Here is a 16,184-nt window from a genome sequence, read left to right as displayed (position 1 = left end):
CGTGCGAACGATGCGCACGTCGACAATCAGTTTACGCTGCGCGACGGTTTTGCGTCGCGTCGATCAGCGGCACGCCGGCGAGCTTCTGCAGCGCGTCGAAATCGATGTCCGAATAGATCTCGCGCACAGCGAGGCCTTCCGGCGTGACGTCGAACGCAGCGAGGTCCGTATAGACGCGGCCCACGCAGCCCACGCCCGTCACCGGGTACGTGCATTCGCTCACGAGCTTGCTTTCGCCCTGCTTCGTCAGCAGTTCCATCATCACGAACACCTGCTTCGCGCCGAGTGCGAGGTCCATCGCGCCGCCCACGGCCGGAATCGCGTCGGGCGCGCCGGTGTGCCAGTTCGCGAGGTCGCCGTTCACCGACACCTGGAACGCGCCGAGCACGCAGTAGTCGAGGTGGCCGCCGCGCATCATCGCGAACGAGTCGGCGTGGTGGAAATAGGCGCCGCCGGTGAGCAGCGTGACGTGCTGCTTGCCTGCGTTGATGAGTTCGTCGTCTTCCTGGCCGGGTGCGGGCGCCGGGCCCATGCCGAGCAGGCCGTTCTCGCTGTGCAGGAAGATTTCCTTGCTCGGATCAAGGTGGTTGGCCACCAGCGTGGGAACGCCGATGCCGAGATTCACATACGCGCCTTCGGGAATGTCCGCGGCCACGCGCTTGGCCATTTCATCGCGATTCAGTCGTTTCATTGCCTCTCTCCGTTCCTTCAGGCTGCCTGGCCTTGCGCTTGATGCGCCGCTTGCGGCACTTCCACGACACGTTGCACGAAAATGCCGGGCGTCACGATGTTTTCCGGATCGAGCTGACCGAGTTCGACGACCTCCGAAACCTGTGCGATGGCGACCTTCGCCGCACTCGCCATGATCGGGCCGAAGTTGCGCGCCGTCTTGCGGTAGACGAGGTTGCCCCAGCGATCGCCCTTGTACGCCTTGATGAGCGCGAAGTCGGCGTGCAGCGGCGCTTCGAGCACATAGTGGCGGCCGTCGATCAGGCGCGTTTCCTTGCCTTCGGCCAGCTTCGTGGCGTAGCCCGTGGGCGTGAAGAAGCCGCCGATGCCGGCGCCCGCGGCGCGGATGCGCTCGGCCAGGTTGCCCTGCGGCACGAGTTCGAGCTCGATTTCGCCGGCGCGATAGAGCGCGTCGAACACATACGAGTCGGTCTGGCGCGGGAACGAGCAGATGATCTTGCGCACACGCTTCGCCTTGAGCAGCGCGGCCAGGCCGATGTCGCCGTTGCCTGCGTTGTTGTTGACGATGGTGAGGTCGCGCGCGCCCTGCTCGATGAGCGCGTCGATCAGTTCGGCGGGCATACCGGCCGTGCCGAAGCCGCCGATCATCACCGTGGCGCCGTCATGCACATCGGCCACGGCGGCTTGAAGCGAGTCGAAAATCTTGTTGATCATGCCTGTTCCTGAAAGCGATGCAGCATCGCGGAAGGTCCACGTCACTCGATCGCGAAAAGTTCTATATACGAACACTGATTCGTTTAGCGAACGTCCAGCGCATTATCGGAGTGTATTCAAGCGCTTGTCAAGGCGGGTCTACCCACGGGTTTGTCCACACAGGCAATCTACTTCATGTTCGCGCTGGTCGGCGCCGGTTCGCGCGCGCTGCGGTTTATCCAGGCCAGGAGCGGCCGTGGGCACATACCCCAATATCCGGAATTGCGATTCATCGACTAGTCTTTATCCGATTTCGACATAGTGCAGCGCCGCCGCCCTCGCCTTCATGCAAGACCTCGACCTGAATCTCATCCCCTTTCTCGTGGCCATGGAGGAAACCCGCAACGTGAGCCGCGCCGCCGAGCGGCTGGGCGTGAGCCAGCCGCGCGTGAGCACGGCGCTCGGCAAGCTGCGCGAGTACTTCGGCGACCCGCTCTTCGTGCGCACCTCGCGCGGCATGGAGCCCACGCCGCGCGCGCTCGGCCTCATTCCCGCCGCGCGCGACGCGCTGGTGCGCATCGAGAAAGGCATGCTGCAGGCGCAGGACTTCGATCCCGCCACCAGCACGCACACGTTCTCCATCGCACTTTCCGATGTCGGCGAGATCGTATTTCTGCCGCGCCTCTTGCAGGTGTTCGCCGAACGCGCGCCCAACGCGAACCTGCGCTCGGTGTCGCTGCCGCCAAGCCAGGTCGAGCGCGGCCTCGAATCGGGCGATATCGATCTTGCGGTCGGTTACTTCCCCGATCTCGGCGGCAACAACTTCTTCCAGCAGCGCCTCTTCACGCATCGCTTCATCTGCATGATGCGCAGCGGACATCCGCTCGCGGGCAAAGCCATGACGATCGAACAGTTTCTCGCCATGGGCCACGCCGTCGTGCGTGCTGAGGGACGCAGCCAGGAAGTGCTGGAACAGTATCTGGAGAAAAGGCGCATGCGCCGGCGCGCCGTGCTCGAAACGCCTCACTTCATGAGCCTGCCGTTCATTCTCACGCGCTCCGATCTCATCGCGACCGTGCCGCATGCCATCGGCTTCGCCTATGTGTCCGAGCATGCTTCGATCACGCTCGTCGAGCCGCCGCTGCAGTTGCCGCGCTTCGACCTCAAGCAGCACTGGCATCGCAAGTATCACAATGCGCCGCGCGGCGAGTGGCTGCGCAGCGTCGTGGCGGAACTGTTCAACGACGCCATGGACGAATGGCCCAAGTGACCCCTCGCGCCAAGCACCACAAAACATGAAACAATGTGCGCTCGTGGGGCACGCCAAAGCGGCGTCCGTCCACATGACAGGAGCCCATGCATGAGCGAAGAAAAAAAGGCCGTGAAATCGAAGCAACTCGCAAAGCAACGCAAGAGCGCAACCGTCGTGCGTCCGTCACGCGCCGAGGCCGAAGACGCCGTGCGCGTGCTGTTGCGCTGGGCCGGGGACGACCCCTCGCGCGAAGGACTGATCGACACGCCGGGTCGAGTCACGCGCGCCTATGAGGAATTCTTCGCGGGCTATCAGGTCGATCCGCGCGAGATCTTGTCGCGCACCTTCTCGGAGGTGGACGGCTACGACGAAATGATCGTGTTGAAGGACATCCGCTTCGAGAGCTACTGCGAGCATCACATGGTGCCGATCATCGGGCGTGCGCACGTGGCGTATCTGCCCGAGCATCGCGTGGTGGGCATCTCGAAGCTCGCGCGTCTCGTCGACGCTTTTGCGAAGCGCCTGCAGATCCAGGAGAAGATGACCGCGCAGATCGCCGACACGCTCAACGAGATCCTGCAGCCGAAGGGCGTGGGCGTGATACTCGAAGCGGCGCATCAGTGCATGTCCACGCGCGGGGTGCACAAGGCAGGTGTGGAGATGGTGACGTCGCGTATGCTCGGCACGTTCCGCACCGATCCTTCCACGCGCCGCGAATTTCTTGCGATCGTCGGCAACCCGGGCTCGATGAGCGTCGCGAATACCTAAGCTGATCAAGAACGGGACCGCGCGTCCCGTTCCCCGCCTTACTGCATCGGGCTTTCGTCGCCCCGCTCGATCTCGCGAATCTTGCCCTGGCGCACGCTGCTGCCCGGCGGCACGCTATGCGTGAGCCACACGTTCCCGCCAATCACGGAACCACGCCCGATCGTCACGCGGCCGAGAATCGTCGCGCCCGCGTAGATCACCACATCGTCCTCGACGATCGGATGGCGTGCATTGCCCTTCACGAGCGTACCGTCGAGGTCGGCCGCGAAACTCTTCGCACCGAGCGTCACGGCCTGGTACACGCGCACGCGCTCGCCGATGATCGCCGTCTCGCCGATCACGACGCCCGTGCCGTGATCGATGAAGAAACTCGAACCGATCTGCGCGCCGGGGTGAATGTCAATGCCCGTTGCCGAGTGCGCGATCTCGTTGATGAAGCGCGCGAGCAGCGGCACGCCGAGGCGGTGGAGCGCATGCGCGAGCCGATGATGCGTCATGGCCCACACGCCCGGGTAGCACAGCAGGATCTCGGTGATGTGCTGCGCGGCCGGGTCGCCCGTGAACGCCGCCTGTATGTCGCTCACGAGCAGCGCGCGAATGTCGGGCAGTTGCCGCCCGAACTCGCGCGCGACGTCGAATGCGCGCGCGCGCAGTTCGTCGTCGCTCGCCCCCGCGCTTTCCGGCAGGAAGCGCAACGCGCGGCGAATCTGCTCGGCGAGCAGCCGCAAGGTGCTGTCGAGCGTATGGCCGACGTAGTAGTCGATGCTCTCGTCGGTCAGGTCCGGCGCGCCGTAATGCGTGGGAAAGAGCGCGGCGCGCAGGCCGGCCACGATGTTGACGACCGCATCGCGTGACGGCAATTCGCGAATACCGAGCGGATGGCGCGTGCGGTGCCGTTCTTCACGTGACGCACGCAGGTCGGCGACGATCTGTTCGAGACCCCAGTCGGGGGAAGCAGCTTTGGACATGGTGATGCGGCAGCAGACGTACAGTCTGCAAGGGAGTGTATCGACCCCAGAGATTACCGCGTTTTGCGCGAGTTCGCCGGAGTGGCCTCAGAGCCAGGCCACAGTCGCGGGGCGCGCTCGTTCAAAGCGTGACGGTGCTCGCGTCGATCCAGCGCACGGCCCAGTCGCGCGCATGGGCGATGGCGGCTCCCTCATCGGAAAAGCGTAAATCGGCAGGAAAAAAACGATTGGCAACGAGTTCGCCATCGCTCGAGCGCGAAATCACCACATACGGTTGATACGTGCCGTCACCGGCACGCGCCGGTGCGCAATTCAGCAAATAGCCACGATGCGTAAATGCAGCGTCGAAGTGCATGTGTGTCACCCGCCCCTGACTGCCTCGTCCATTTTATTTGGCGCGTGCATTCAAGATCGTGCGGCAAAGCCACAGCATGAACCTCGCCCGGTCCATTAATCGAAAGCGCGCCAACTCGTTGAAAGAGGATCATACTCCTGGGAAAAAGCCCAAACCAACGAAAAAAATGCAACATCGCTGGAGGCGTTCTCCTGGCGAACCGGCTTGCTTTTCAACCCGATTCAAGGGTGCGGCGCTGCAGCGGAACGGCGCTTGCGGAATTGCCTGCTCCACGCAGGCACCCAGATCTTCCAAGGAGGAAGGATCATGAATCGTCCCGACGACATGCAAAAAGCGAATGTGGGAGATGTGAGCGCGTCGCCGTCGCGGCCGCGCAGCGCCGAGCTTCACAACGACCGCACGCACGACAGCTCGGTCGACACCGACGGCAAGAACCGCGAGGCCGCGCGCCTGGCGGGCGAAGGCTGCATCGGGCCCGATGAAGTGACGCAGAGCAACGCGACGCTCGTCAACAGCGTGGCCGAAGCGGAAGACGGCCTGGCGGGCTTCGACAGCCGCAAGGGCGTGCACCGGCTGCCGATCGCACTGGAGTCCGGCTACGAGGTCGTCGACCTCGGCATGAGCGAGCCCGAAGAGCCCGACGACGCCGACTCGCAGCGCAACGGCCCACGCGATCCGGGCGTGCGCCGCAGCCCTGGGCGCCTGCACTTCGCACTCAATCACATGCGGCCGACGCGCGTGATCGAGTTGCAGCGCAAGCCCTGAACGGCGATTATCCAGGCGATTCGAAGCACTGGCGGAATCGGACAGTATTCAGTCGAGTGCGGTTAAAAGTGGAAATGAAAAGCCTGAAAATAAATGAAAGCCGATAAATCGACGGCATTATCCTGGCGAGTTGCACGCTTTTGTCGCTTTCGAAATGCCGTTCGGCTTTATTTCAGCACCCGCGCAAAGCCCGCAGGCGCAGACCGGCGCTTGTTCAGGAGCCGCTGAAATTCTCTCCGATGTCACCGAAATCTGACAGAAATGACCCTACAAAGCGGGAGGATTGCAGACGAGGGGGGATCAGATAGGGATTTAGTGATAAATTCTTACATCATAAGAAGCGAGGAGCGAGTGTCTGAGGGCTTGCCCCGCGATCTCGCCTGCGCCGATGGAGAGTGTTGAACGTGCCTCTACATTTTATTGAGCAGATGTCACCCGTGCTCGACGCGCCCGAAGAGGCAGCGTGGTTCGACGCGGTGGCGAAGCTCGCCAGTTCGTGGGGATTCAGCCAGGTCATGATGGCTATCCTGCCGCGCCCGGGTATGAGGCTCGAGGACGCGTTCATCCGCACGAACTACTCGACCGCCTGGCGGCAGACGTACAACGACCACGGCATGGCCTACTTCGACCCTACCGTGACGCATTGCACGACGCGCTCGTCGCCGCTCATCTGGTCGCCGGAGCTTTTCGCGACCGAGCAGCAACAATCGATGTATGAGGAGGCCCGCTCGTACGGACTGCGCGCGGGCATCACCCTGCCGATCCATGGCCCGCGCCAGGAAGTCGGCATGCTGTGCTTCGTCAACGACGCGAATCCTACGGACAATTTCTGGGACGACGTGAACCGCGCGCTGCCGAATCTCGTGCTGCTGCGCGATCTCGTGCTGGACACGAGCCAGCGGCACCTGAACGACCACGCTCAGTCGCTGATTCCCAAGCTGACGCCACGGGAAAAGGAATGCCTCAAGTGGACTGCGCTAGGCAAGTCCACTTGGGAAATTTCTCACATCCTGAATTGCTCTGAAGCCGTCGTGAACTTCCACATGAAGAACATTCGCGGGAAGTTCGGCGTCAACTCACGGCGAGCGGCAGCCGTGATCGCGACCCAGATGGGTCTTATTGACCCGGGCTAAGCACCATCGGTGCATCGCCGCGCAACACGCGCTCGGCGCGGCCAAGGTCGCCGTCCGAAATCGTCTTGTTGAAATACAGACCGAGCAGGATCGACACCGGCGGCGGAATCTCCGCGCCCGACTCGAACCGGCTGCCGCGCGACTGCGTCACGCCGAAACGCGCCCAGAAACGGCGCTGGCTCTCTTTCTTCTTCTTCCGATACGCAATGATCAGGACGCGGTCGACGACCGAAGACAAGTCGCCGGGGGACGACATCGTGGTCGCACCCGAGTGCCATTGATTGCCCATAAGTTCCATGATGACTCTCGCTGTCAGATATGCCTGATGAGTGACTGCCGCGGAAGTGATTCTCCTTAAGAGGCCCTATCTGCGCACCTACCTATCTAGATAGGTGTTTTTTTATATTCATAACGCATAGCTTTCGAACCGTACTGCCGCGCTTCCACACAAATCGGGAGAGTTGTCATGCAAGCTGCGATACGGATCGGACTGAGACAGGACTTCGACAACGAGGACATCAATGAGATGTACCGCCTGCGCGCGCGCGTGTTCCGCGACCGCATGGGCTGGGACATCCCCACCATCGCGGGGATGGAAATCGACGGCTACGACGCGCTCGGGCCCCATTACATGCTGATTCAGGACGGCACGGGCCACGTGCGCGGCTGCTGGCGCCTGATGCCCACCGAAGGCCCCAACATGTTGCGCGACACCTTCCCGCAACTGCTGCAGGGCAACGCCGCACCCAAGGCCCGCAACATCTGGGAACTGAGCCGCTTTGCCATCGAGTCGGGCAACGACCAGGCATTCGGCTTTGCCGACGTGACCTTGAGCGCGATGCGCGCGGTCGTCTCGTTCGCCGACCGCGCGGGCATCAGCAGCTATGTGACGGTGACCACGACGCCGATGGAGCGCCTGCTGCGCCGTACGGGCATCGAGTTGACGCGGCTCGGCGCGCCGATGCGCATTGGCGTGGAGAATGCTGTCGCGCTGGAAATCGCCATGAGCCAGCAGACGCACCACGCGCTGTTCGGGGCGATGGCCCATGCCGCGTGAGGACGACGCCGCAGAGGGACAGATGCACGCTGGCTGGGTGCCGCGGCCTCCCTCGCGCAGGCAGGTACGTCGTTGTTTTTGTCTGACAAATATGATATGAAATGACAAATTCCGGCGCCACGCTGGCGCCGGACGCCAGCGTGGCCCGCAGTCAGCCTCAATCTGCCTTGACCTCGTCGGCGCTCGGCTCGCCGCTTTTCTGTGCCGCTGAGGCGCTGCGGCTGAAACGGATGTGAGAAATCCGCCCCACGCACAGGGCCGCCGCGAGCGCCGCGCAGCCCGTCAGGCCGATCCCCAGATGGATCGCATCCACGAGCACGTGGCGCACCGCATCGATCAGGGCCGCGCCGTCGAGCCCCGCCGCCTTCATCTGCGCAACGAGGCCCTCACGCAACGACGGGTCGATCAGCACGCGCGGATCGGCGAGCTGCGGCAGCCAGCGCTGTTGCAGCGGCGCGCCGAGCACGGCCAGCGCGTCGCCCACACCGGCCGCATAGCGATGATTGACGATGGTGGCCACGACACTCGTGCCGAGCATGCCGCCCACCATGCGCGTGGATTGCAGCAAGGCGGTCGTAATGCCGAAACGCTCCCGCCCGGCAATTTCCTGGCCGAAAATATTCAGATTGTTCAGGATGAAACCGAGCCCGATACCCACCGCCGACATCGCCAGCTCGAGCCACAGGTGTGCCGTATGCCGGGACGCGAAGGCAAGACCGGCGGAGGCCGCGACCAGCAGGCTGAAACCGACCGTGAGGATCGTCGTGGGCTTGCGCAGCCGGATCACAATGCGCGTGTTGATCAGGCTGCCTAGCGCGATACAGGCGGCGATCGGCGTGGCGAGCAGTCCCGCCTCCTGGGGCGAGAGCCCAAACCCGCCCTGCAGCAGCAGCGGCGCGAAAAAGATCAGCGAGAACATCACGAAGCCCGACAGCGTCGAGAGCGTAAACAACGTGACGAGTTGCGGGTCGCGAAACAGGTCGAGCGGAATGATCGGGTGCGTCGCGCGGCGCTCGCAGACTAGCAGCGCCGCCGCGCCGGCGAGTACCGCAGCCGCCAGCACGGCGTTGCCGGTCGTCAGGCCGCTCTTGGGCACCGCCTCGATCAAGGTCTGGAAAGCGCCCAGCACCAGCGCGACGAGCACGGCGCCCGTCCAGTCGATGCGCACCTCGCCGGTGCGCGCCGGCTGGTAGCGCGGCAGATGCGCCCAGATGAAATAAAGTGCAAGCACGCCAACCGGCAGATTGACGAGAAAGGTCGAGCGCCAGCCAAAGTGCTCACTGAGCCAGCCGCCCAGCGACGGACCCGCCGCTGTGCCGATGCCATAGGCGGCCGCCATGACGACTTGCCAGCGCACGCGAGCGCGCGGGTCGGGAAAGAGATCGGGAATCGAGGCGAACGCGGTGCCCACCATCATCCCGCCTCCCACGCCCTGCAGCGCGCGCGCCGCTGCGAGAAAGCGCATGTCGGTCGCGAGCCCGCACAGCACGGAGGCCACTGTGAAAACGATCACCGCGGCGATTACGAAGCGCTTGCGGCCAAAGTAATCGCCGAGCCGGCCGAACACGGGCACCGTCACGACCGAAGCCAGCAGGTAGGCGCTCGCGATCCACGCATAGAACTCGAAGCCGTGCAGTTCGGCGACGATCGACGGCAAAGCGGTGCTGACGACGGTTTGATCGAGCGCGACGAGCATGTTGACGAGGCCAATGCCGAGCATGGCCAGCAGCGCGTCGCGAAACGGCAGGTTAGCGGAGGATGGTTTCACGGAAGGGGAAGACTGCGCGGAGCGAAAAAGAGGCAACGATAGCGGGATGCCGGTGCGCGTGCAACAAAACGCCGTAGCAAACGAAAACCAGGCGGCGCTGCGGTATTCCGACGCAACCCACTTGATCTTCCTACTCGTTCCTTCCACATTTCATACAGTCCGACTGCATCTTCAGTTGCGATCCATTAAGCTTCTCGCCAGTCACGACACGCCGCGCCCGCCTCTTCACGGCATCGCCCAGAGGCCGCGCGATTCTCGATCCACTTGAAGAGGAGGTTTTATGTACAAACGCATCCTTGTCGCCGTCGACGGCAGCGCCACATCGCGCCGCGCCTTCGAAGCCGCGCTCGACCTGGCGAAAGCGATGGGCGCGACCCTGCAGCCGTATTACGTGATCGAGAACACGCCCATGTATTTCGACGCGCCCGGCTACGACCCGTCGATCCTGCGCAACCAGATGATCGCGCAGGGCAACGAACTCGCGGAAGAGATGAACAAGGCGATGGGCGAGCGTGGCGTGCAAGGCGCCATGCTCACGGGCGAAGCCTCCTCGCTCGACGACGTGCCGACGCTCGTGCTCAGCGCCGCGAAAACCGCAGGCGCCGATCTGATCGTGATGGGCACGCACGGCCGCCGCGGCTTCCAGCGCCTCATCCTCGGCAGCGTCGCCGAACGCTGCGTGCGGCAGTCCACCCTGCCCGTCCTGCTCATCCCGTCGGCCGCTGGAAATGCAGAGGAGTAGCCGCATCGGGTGCACGCAGTTTTGCGTGTTATTGAAAAGTCGCTTGCGCTCCGTCAGACGGCGCGCAAGCGCCTTCTGACAAGGCTCAACACCAAGCATCTCAAAAGCGCGTCACTTTGCCACCAATCTGAGATTCGACCCCGGTAGACAATGCCTGGACAGAGATCAAAGGAGCATTGTCGATGCTGAATCCTAACGTCGTTTCTCATACCACTGTGCGCCGCAGCAATCGCACGCCCGCGGCGGCACCGCGCACGTCCACGCGCTGTTCGGTTTGCGCCATGCGGCACCTGTGCATGCCGCAGGGCCTCACACTCGACGACCTTCCGAAACTCGAAGCACTGATCTGCTCCGCACGCAGTGTGCGGCGCGGCGAAGCCGTGTACCGCGCAGGCGACACGTTCGACAATCTCTACGTCGCGCGTTCCGGCTCGCTCAAGACAGTCATGGCGCACCGCGACGGCCGCGAGCAGGTAACCGGCCTGCGTCTGGCCGGCGACCCGCTCGGCCTCGACGGCATCAGCACCGGCTCCCACACCTGCAGCGCCGTGGCACTCGAAGACAGCTCGGTCTGCATCATTCCCTACTCGGCGCTCAAGCATTTGTGCCGCGAAGCCGGCGCCATGCAAGACCGGCTGCACCGCCTCATGAGCGAGCAGCTTATCCGGGAATCGTCGCAAATGATGGTGCTCGGCTCGCTCTCCGCCGACGAACGCGTCGCCGCGTTCCTGCTGGACGTTTCCGAACGCAATGGGCAGCGCGGGTATTCGCATGCGGAGTTCAACCTGCGCATGACGCGCGAGGACATGGGCAGCTATCTCGGCATGACGCTCGAAACGGTGAGCCGCACCCTGTCGAGATTTCAAAAGCGCGGCCTGATCGACGCACAGGGCAAGCTGATCCGTATCATCGATCTCGAAGGTCTGCGGCATCTGTAATTCGCGCAAACCCCGGGCGGGCCGCCCGCTCGGGGTGCACGCCCGGTACCTCGTCGGCACGGCATCTCCGTTGGCACAACTCCTGCGCAGGGTTAAAGTTTCGTACTACGCCCCCAGCAAGGAGAATCGCCGAAATGCATCTCCCGCAATCCCCCACGCTCGCTGCGCGCCTCGAAGCGGCGCGCGCCGCCAGCGACGCGCTCTTCAACGTCGTCAGGCCCGAGTTCCTCTACGAGCGGCCCATTCGCGAGCGTCACCGCATCGTGTTCTACATCGGTCATCTGGAAGCATTTGACCGCAATCTCTTCGACAAGCGCCTGTTCGACGTGCCCTCCGCCGATGCGCGCCTCGACCAGTTGTTCGCATTCGGCATCGATCCCGTCGATGGCGGCCTGCCGACCGATACCCCCGCCGACTGGCCCGACCTCGCCGAAGTGCTTGCCTACGGACGCGATGCGCGCAGCCGCATCGACGCGCAGCTCTCGACGCTCGACCTGCCGCCCGACGTCTCCAATCACGACACGCCGGGGCAGTTGCTGAACGTAGCGATTGAACATCGGCTCATGCATGTCGAAACGCTCGCTTACATGCTCCACCAGTTGCCGTTCGAGCAAAAGCAGGCGCCCGCCGCAACGGCCGCGCGCGCCGACCCGCTCCGCACAATCGCGGCCGGGACGGTTCAGGTGCCTGCGGGCCGCACGGAGCTCGGCATGACCGTCGAGCGTGGACTTTTCGGCTGGGACAACGAATTCGGCGAGCAGCAGGTCGACGTGCCGGCCTTCGAGATCGACCGCTACATGGTCACGAACGGCGCGTTTCTCGAATTCATCGAGGATGGCGGCTACGACAGGCGCGACCTTTGGAACGACGCCGACTGGGCGTGGAAGGAAAGCGCGCACGTGGCGCACCCCGTGTTCTGGTCGCGCGGCCCCGAAGGCTGGCAGTTGCGCACGATGTTCGAAGACATCGCGTTGCCGCTTGCGTGGCCCGTGTATGTGAGCCACGCCGAAGCCAGCGCCTTTGCGCGCTGGCGCGGCATGGCGCTGCCAAGCGAGGCTCAGTGGCAGCGCGCGGCGCATGGCGCGCTGCCGGGCCGCACCGACAACTTCGATTTCCGCGACTGGAACCCTGTGGCCGTGGACGCCACACCGGACAGCGCCAGCACGTGGGGCGTAGAAGGCCTGTACGGCAACGGCTGGGAATGGACGTCCACGCTCTTCGGACCGCTGCCGGGTTTCAAGGCGTTCCCGTTCTACGAGGGGTACTCGGCAAACTTTTTCGACGGTCAACACTACGCAATGAAAGGCGGCTCGCCGCGCACCGCGCAATGCATGTTGCGGCCCACGTTCCGTAACTGGTTTCAGCCGCGTTACCAGTATGTTTATGCGGGATTTCGCTGCGTTCGGGATTGACCAATCAAGCGATAGTCGAGGCAATCGATCGGCTATCGCTTGGGCACGCCCTGTCAGTCCCATCCTTCCAGCCGGAGGGTCGCACGAACAAGCCGCTGCTCTTCCTGTTCGATCTCACGCAAGCTCGCACAGACGCCATTGATATGATCGGCGGCGGCTTTCCTTGCCTGTTCGGGCAATTTACCCACTACCGCGTTGAACAGGCGCGCGTGCTGTCGATCGATCGCGCGTTTGTGTGGCTCCCGGTGATAGAGATTGTTGACCGACGCGAAGACGGAACTCAGCAATAGATCCGTAAGAGAACTAAGCGTATGCACTAGCACAGGATTGTGCGACGCCTCGCAAATGGCAAGATGAAAGGCGTGATCGAGCCTCGCGTGAACCGATGGACTGGTTTCTGCTCCATGGGCTTCGACCATCTCGTCGTAGCGCCGCTTGATCAGGATATGGTCCGCCGGCGTGCCCCTTAGCGCTGCCAGTCGTGCAGATTCGGCCTCCAGCAGAGCGCGAACCTCGAACAGATCGTAGAGCGTACGCGGCTGAGATCCGAGCAAATGCATCAGCGGAGAAGTCTCCGCTTTCGCGGTCAGGCTGGCAACGTACGACCCTCGCCCGTGCGACGTCTCGATGATGCCTCGCGCCCGCAGAAGCTTCAGGCCTTCGCGCAGCGCGGTCCGCGAGACCCCTAACTTCTCCACCAGCCTTCGCTCGGAGGGCAGTGACTGGCCAGTCTTCAGCACGCCATCGACGATCAGCCGCTCGATGCGCTCGGCAACGACATCTGCGACCTGGCGGATCGGCTCCGCATCGAGAAGCTCCCGGGTATCCATAGTTCATCCAGACAAAGTGGTCTGACCAGTAAAAATCAGAAGTTCATGGATTTTTTGATTACACAGAATGATGCACAAATGGGCGGGCTAAACGCAAGCCAAGTCCATCAAGAAGGCAAAAAACTGGTACGACCACTGGACCAACCCATCGACATACCGCGGCTGCGCGGCAACAATCTGCTCCCAGACGCTTGCCGGAGGGTCACCGGGACCCGCTGGACAAGGCGAGGAGACATCGAATGAGCTATCGGTACGACGAAGCGCTCGACGGACCGCTCGTCACTCACGACAGGGCCACAGTGGTCGGCGCATTGCGTTCACGCGTTCCCGATCTGACGATCCTGCACGAGGAAGAGGATCTGCGGCCCTTTGAGTGCGACGGGCTTTCGGCATACCGGACGACCCCGTTACTCGTCGCGCTTCCGGAAACCGTCGAGCAGGTTGAAAAGTTGTTGCGGTATGCGCACGAAGCGCAGATTCCGGTGGTCGCCCGCGGCGCCGGCACAGGCCTTTCCGGCGGCGCATTGCCGCTGGAGAAAGGCATTCTGCTGGTCATGGCGCGCTTCAATCGCATTGTCGAGATCGACCCCGAGGCCAGCACGGCTCGCGTCCAGCCGGGGGTGCGCAATCTGGCCATTTCGCAGGCCGCCTCGCAATACGGCCTGTACTACGCACCCGACCCCTCATCGCAAATCGCCTGCTCCATCGGCGGGAATGTGGCCGAGAATGCAGGCGGCGTTCATTGCCTCAAATACGGCCTGACTGTTCACAACATTCTCAAGCTCGAGATTCTCACGATCGAAGGCGAACACGTGACGCTGGGCTCGGACGCCCTCGACTCTCCAGGTTTCGATCTGCTCGCCCTCTTCACGGGTTCCGAGGGGATGCTGGGCATTGTTGTCGAGGTCACGGTCAAGCTACTGACCCGACCACAAAGCGCTCGCGTGCTCCTGGCCAGCTTTGACGACGTCGAACGAGCCGGTTCAGCGGTTGCCGAAATCATTGGAGCCGGCATTATTCCGGGTGGTCTTGAAATGATGGACAACCTCGCCATTCGCGCTGCCGAAGACTTCATCCATGCCGGCTACCCCGTCGATGCAGCGGCAATTCTCCTGTGTGAAGTCGACGGCGCGGAGAGCGACGTCGCGGAAGAATGCGATCAGGTCGAGGCGCTTTTGCGTGCGGCTGGTGCGACCAGCGTCAGACTGGCCCGTGACGAAGCCGAGCGGCAAAAGTTCTGGGCGGGGCGCAAGAATGCGTTCCCGGCTGTCGGCCGTATCTCGCCGGACTACTACTGCATGGACGGCACCATCCCGCGCCGGGAGTTGCCCGGCGTGCTTGCAGGCATCGAACGGCTGTCCAACGAATATGGGTTGCGCGTGGCAAACGTATTCCATGCGGGAGATGGCAATCTTCATCCGCTGATTCTTTTCGACGCAAACGACGGAGAAACAGAACGCGCGGAGGCGCTCGGCGGCGCCATCCTCGAGCTGTGCGTCAAGGTGGGCGGCAGCATCACTGGCGAGCACGGTGTCGGTCGGGAAAAGATCAACCAGATGTGTGCACAGTTCAACGCCGACGAGCTGACCCTGTTCCACGCACTCAAGGCTGCGTTCGACCCGAAGGGACTCCTGAACCCAGGCAAAAACATTCCGACACTGCATCGTTGTGCTGAATTTGGCTCGATGCATATCCATCATGGCGTCATGCCGTTTCCTGAACTGGAGAGATTCTGATGCGGCAAACTCCGATTCCAATGGATGACAGCGATCGGCTGGTTGACGAGGTCGCCCGCGCTGCATTGACGCGTACCGCAATCACCATACGCGGCGGCAAAAGCAAGTCGTTCCTCGGCCGGGCGGCTCCCGCTCAAGCCGTAGAACTGGATACCCGCAGTCATAGCGGAATCGTCCGTTATGAGCCGACTGAACTGGTCATCACCGCGCGATGCGGAACGCCGATCTCCGAACTTGCCGCGGCGCTGGACGCCGCAGGCCAGACGCTTCCCTGCGAGCCGCCAGAGTTTGACGGTGTGGCGACCCTCGGTGGCGCGGTCGCCAGCGGGATTTCCGGTCCGCGGCGTCCGTGGGCGGGGTCGATGCGCGATTTCGTGCTGGGTTGCCGCCTGATTACGGGCACGGCCAAACACCTGCGTTTCGGTGGCGAAGTGATGAAGAACGTCGCGGGCTATGACATGGCCCGACTCGCCGCCGGCAGTTTTGGTTGTCTCGGCGTGCTGACCGAAGTTTCGCTAAAAGTCCTGCCCAAGCCGAGAGCCGCGCGCAGTGTTCGGCTCGCCATCAATGCCAGCGAGGCCATGGCGGAACTGTCGAACTGGAGACGAAGCGCGCTCCCGGTAACCGGCGCCTGCTACATGGACGGCTGGCTTCACGTGCGCCTGGAGGGCGGCGAGGGCTCCGTGGCATCGGCGATCGACCGGATGGGCGGCGATGACCTCGGCATGTCGTTCTGGGCGAATCTCCGCGAGCAATGCCTGCCGTTTTTCGCGGACCCGCGGCCGCTTTGGCGGCTGTCTCTGCCCAACGCGACAGCGTTGATGCCTCTGCCGGGTGACGTCCTGCTCGATTGGGGCGGCGCACAGCGCTGGCTCAAGAGCGATGCATCAGCCAATGCGATTCGCGCGATCGCGCAGGCCGTGGGTGGTCACGCCATCTGCTATTCGCCACAGGCGGAATCGGAGAACCCGTTCATGCCACTCCCCGCCCCCTTGATGCGCCTGCACCAGTCGCTCAAGGCCCGCCTGGACCCACGTGCGATCTTCAACCCCGGCCGCATGTACGCCGATCTCTGAA

Annotated in this window: 17 protein-coding genes; 10 read left to right on the top strand and 7 right to left on the bottom strand. The window is 63.2% G+C overall.

Annotated features, from left to right (window positions below; genetic code table 11):
• Window positions 1-31: 31 nt before the first annotated feature.
• Both VSR72_RS42795 and VSR72_RS42790 read right to left on the bottom strand, forming a co-directional pair.
• Window positions 32-691, bottom strand: a complete 660-nt coding sequence (locus VSR72_RS42795; protein ID WP_342958214.1) for a 3-oxoacid CoA-transferase subunit B — start codon at window positions 689-691, stop codon at window positions 32-34.
• A gap of 17 nt (window positions 692-708) precedes the next feature.
• Entirely contained in the window at window positions 709-1,404 is a 696-nt protein-coding gene (locus VSR72_RS42790; RefSeq protein ID WP_342958213.1) for a 3-oxoacid CoA-transferase subunit A, read from the bottom strand.
• 325 nt (window positions 1,405-1,729) lie between these two features.
• Between VSR72_RS42790 and VSR72_RS42785 the strand changes: the two genes are divergently transcribed.
• Both VSR72_RS42785 and folE read left to right on the top strand, forming a co-directional pair.
• Window positions 1,730-2,653, top strand: coding sequence for a LysR family transcriptional regulator (locus VSR72_RS42785; protein WP_342958212.1), 924 nt, complete (start codon window positions 1,730-1,732; stop codon window positions 2,651-2,653).
• A 90-nt stretch (window positions 2,654-2,743) separates the two neighbouring features.
• Window positions 2,744-3,403, top strand: a complete 660-nt coding sequence (gene folE / locus VSR72_RS42780; RefSeq protein ID WP_342958211.1) for a GTP cyclohydrolase I FolE — start codon at window positions 2,744-2,746, stop codon at window positions 3,401-3,403.
• Window positions 3,404-3,441: 38 nt separating this feature from the next.
• Here the strand turns inward: folE and epsC are convergent, their stop codons facing one another.
• Together epsC and VSR72_RS42770 are read right to left on the bottom strand one after the other, a co-directional pair.
• A complete protein-coding gene (epsC, locus tag VSR72_RS42775; RefSeq protein ID WP_342958210.1) occupies window positions 3,442-4,371 on the bottom strand; it encodes a serine O-acetyltransferase EpsC in 930 nt (309 codons plus the stop codon).
• A gap of 121 nt (window positions 4,372-4,492) precedes the next feature.
• Window positions 4,493-4,726 carry a hypothetical protein gene (locus tag VSR72_RS42770; protein WP_342958209.1) on the bottom strand — a complete coding sequence of 78 codons (234 nt, stop codon included), beginning with the start codon at window positions 4,724-4,726 and terminating at the stop codon, window positions 4,493-4,495.
• A 324-nt stretch (window positions 4,727-5,050) separates the two neighbouring features.
• On the opposite strand from VSR72_RS42770, the gene VSR72_RS42765 reads away from it, so the two are divergent.
• Together VSR72_RS42765 and VSR72_RS42760 are read left to right on the top strand one after the other, a co-directional pair.
• Window positions 5,051-5,491, top strand: a complete 441-nt coding sequence (locus tag VSR72_RS42765; protein WP_342958217.1) for a DUF3005 domain-containing protein — start codon at window positions 5,051-5,053, stop codon at window positions 5,489-5,491.
• A 428-nt stretch (window positions 5,492-5,919) separates the two neighbouring features.
• The gene (locus tag VSR72_RS42760; RefSeq protein ID WP_342958216.1) at window positions 5,920-6,624 is read left to right on the top strand and encodes a LuxR family transcriptional regulator; all 705 of its coding nucleotides are present in this window, start codon (window positions 5,920-5,922) and stop codon (window positions 6,622-6,624) included.
• Here the strand turns inward: VSR72_RS42760 and VSR72_RS42755 are convergent.
• A complete protein-coding gene (locus tag VSR72_RS42755) occupies window positions 6,608-6,913 on the bottom strand; it encodes a helix-turn-helix transcriptional regulator (protein WP_322032898.1) in 306 nt (101 codons plus the stop codon). The genes VSR72_RS42760 and VSR72_RS42755 overlap by 17 nt on opposite strands.
• Before the next feature lie 177 nt (window positions 6,914-7,090).
• Between VSR72_RS42755 and VSR72_RS42750 the strand changes: the two genes are divergently transcribed.
• The gene (locus VSR72_RS42750; RefSeq protein ID WP_342958208.1) at window positions 7,091-7,681 is read left to right on the top strand and encodes an acyl-homoserine-lactone synthase; all 591 of its coding nucleotides are present in this window, start codon (window positions 7,091-7,093) and stop codon (window positions 7,679-7,681) included.
• A 157-nt stretch (window positions 7,682-7,838) separates the two neighbouring features.
• On the opposite strand, the gene VSR72_RS42745 is transcribed toward VSR72_RS42750, so the two are convergent.
• Complete coding sequence (locus VSR72_RS42745; RefSeq protein WP_342958215.1) at window positions 7,839-9,401, bottom strand: MFS transporter; 1,563 nt, start codon at window positions 9,399-9,401, stop codon at window positions 7,839-7,841.
• Between the two features lie 328 nt (window positions 9,402-9,729).
• Between VSR72_RS42745 and VSR72_RS42740 the strand changes: the two genes are divergently transcribed.
• From VSR72_RS42740 to VSR72_RS42730, 3 genes are all read left to right on the top strand, one after another.
• Window positions 9,730-10,191, top strand: coding sequence for a universal stress protein (locus tag VSR72_RS42740; RefSeq protein WP_342958207.1), 462 nt, complete (start codon window positions 9,730-9,732; stop codon window positions 10,189-10,191).
• A gap of 182 nt (window positions 10,192-10,373) precedes the next feature.
• Window positions 10,374-11,129 carry a helix-turn-helix domain-containing protein gene (locus tag VSR72_RS42735; RefSeq protein WP_342958206.1) on the top strand — a complete coding sequence of 252 codons (756 nt, stop codon included), beginning with the start codon at window positions 10,374-10,376 and terminating at the stop codon, window positions 11,127-11,129.
• Between the two features lie 134 nt (window positions 11,130-11,263).
• The gene (locus VSR72_RS42730) at window positions 11,264-12,541 is read left to right on the top strand and encodes an SUMF1/EgtB/PvdO family nonheme iron enzyme (RefSeq protein WP_342958205.1); all 1,278 of its coding nucleotides are present in this window, start codon (window positions 11,264-11,266) and stop codon (window positions 12,539-12,541) included.
• 53 nt (window positions 12,542-12,594) lie between these two features.
• Here VSR72_RS42730 and glcC read toward each other — a convergent pair whose 3' ends face one another.
• Complete coding sequence (glcC, locus tag VSR72_RS42725; RefSeq protein WP_342958204.1) at window positions 12,595-13,371, bottom strand: transcriptional regulator GlcC; 777 nt, start codon at window positions 13,369-13,371, stop codon at window positions 12,595-12,597.
• Window positions 13,372-13,610: 239 nt separating this feature from the next.
• Here glcC and glcD point away from each other — a divergent pair, with 239 nt between their 5' ends.
• Both glcD and glcE read left to right on the top strand, forming a co-directional pair.
• The gene (glcD, locus tag VSR72_RS42720) at window positions 13,611-15,107 is read left to right on the top strand and encodes a glycolate oxidase subunit GlcD (RefSeq protein WP_342958203.1); all 1,497 of its coding nucleotides are present in this window, start codon (window positions 13,611-13,613) and stop codon (window positions 15,105-15,107) included.
• Complete coding sequence (gene glcE, locus VSR72_RS42715) at window positions 15,107-16,183, top strand: glycolate oxidase subunit GlcE (RefSeq protein WP_342958202.1); 1,077 nt, start codon at window positions 15,107-15,109, stop codon at window positions 16,181-16,183. The genes glcD and glcE overlap by 1 nt, the downstream gene beginning before the upstream one ends.
• Window position 16,184: the final 1 nt, after the last annotated feature.

The sequence above is a fragment of the Paraburkholderia sp. JHI869 genome (assembly GCF_038900775.1).
GTDB lineage: Bacteria > Pseudomonadota > Gammaproteobacteria > Burkholderiales > Burkholderiaceae > Paraburkholderia.
This window is presented reverse-complemented; position numbering and strand designations above follow the sequence as displayed.

Coding starts and splice junctions, on each gene's coding strand:
- glcE (WP_342958202.1), top strand. CDS start 15,107: ATGCGGCAAACTCCGATTCCAATGGATGACAGCGATCGGCTGGTTGAC.
- VSR72_RS42735 (WP_342958206.1), top strand. CDS start 10,374: ATGCTGAATCCTAACGTCGTTTCTCATACCACTGTGCGCCGCAGCAAT.
- epsC (WP_342958210.1), bottom strand. CDS start 4,371: ATGTCCAAAGCTGCTTCCCCCGACTGGGGTCTCGAACAGATCGTCGCC.
- VSR72_RS42790 (WP_342958213.1), bottom strand. CDS start 1,404: ATGATCAACAAGATTTTCGACTCGCTTCAAGCCGCCGTGGCCGATGTG.
- VSR72_RS42755 (WP_322032898.1), bottom strand. CDS start 6,913: ATGGGCAATCAATGGCACTCGGGTGCGACCACGATGTCGTCCCCCGGC.
- VSR72_RS42740 (WP_342958207.1), top strand. CDS start 9,730: ATGTACAAACGCATCCTTGTCGCCGTCGACGGCAGCGCCACATCGCGC.
- VSR72_RS42745 (WP_342958215.1), bottom strand. CDS start 9,401: ATGCTCGGCATTGGCCTCGTCAACATGCTCGTCGCGCTCGATCAAACC.
- folE (WP_342958211.1), top strand. CDS start 2,744: ATGAGCGAAGAAAAAAAGGCCGTGAAATCGAAGCAACTCGCAAAGCAA.
- VSR72_RS42785 (WP_342958212.1), top strand. CDS start 1,730: ATGCAAGACCTCGACCTGAATCTCATCCCCTTTCTCGTGGCCATGGAG.
- VSR72_RS42765 (WP_342958217.1), top strand. CDS start 5,051: ATGCAAAAAGCGAATGTGGGAGATGTGAGCGCGTCGCCGTCGCGGCCG.
- VSR72_RS42770 (WP_342958209.1), bottom strand. CDS start 4,726: ATGCACTTCGACGCTGCATTTACGCATCGTGGCTATTTGCTGAATTGC.
- VSR72_RS42750 (WP_342958208.1), top strand. CDS start 7,091: ATGCAAGCTGCGATACGGATCGGACTGAGACAGGACTTCGACAACGAG.
- glcC (WP_342958204.1), bottom strand. CDS start 13,371: ATGGATACCCGGGAGCTTCTCGATGCGGAGCCGATCCGCCAGGTCGCA.
- VSR72_RS42795 (WP_342958214.1), bottom strand. CDS start 691: ATGAAACGACTGAATCGCGATGAAATGGCCAAGCGCGTGGCCGCGGAC.
- glcD (WP_342958203.1), top strand. CDS start 13,611: ATGAGCTATCGGTACGACGAAGCGCTCGACGGACCGCTCGTCACTCAC.
- VSR72_RS42730 (WP_342958205.1), top strand. CDS start 11,264: ATGCATCTCCCGCAATCCCCCACGCTCGCTGCGCGCCTCGAAGCGGCG.
- VSR72_RS42760 (WP_342958216.1), top strand. CDS start 5,920: ATGTCACCCGTGCTCGACGCGCCCGAAGAGGCAGCGTGGTTCGACGCG.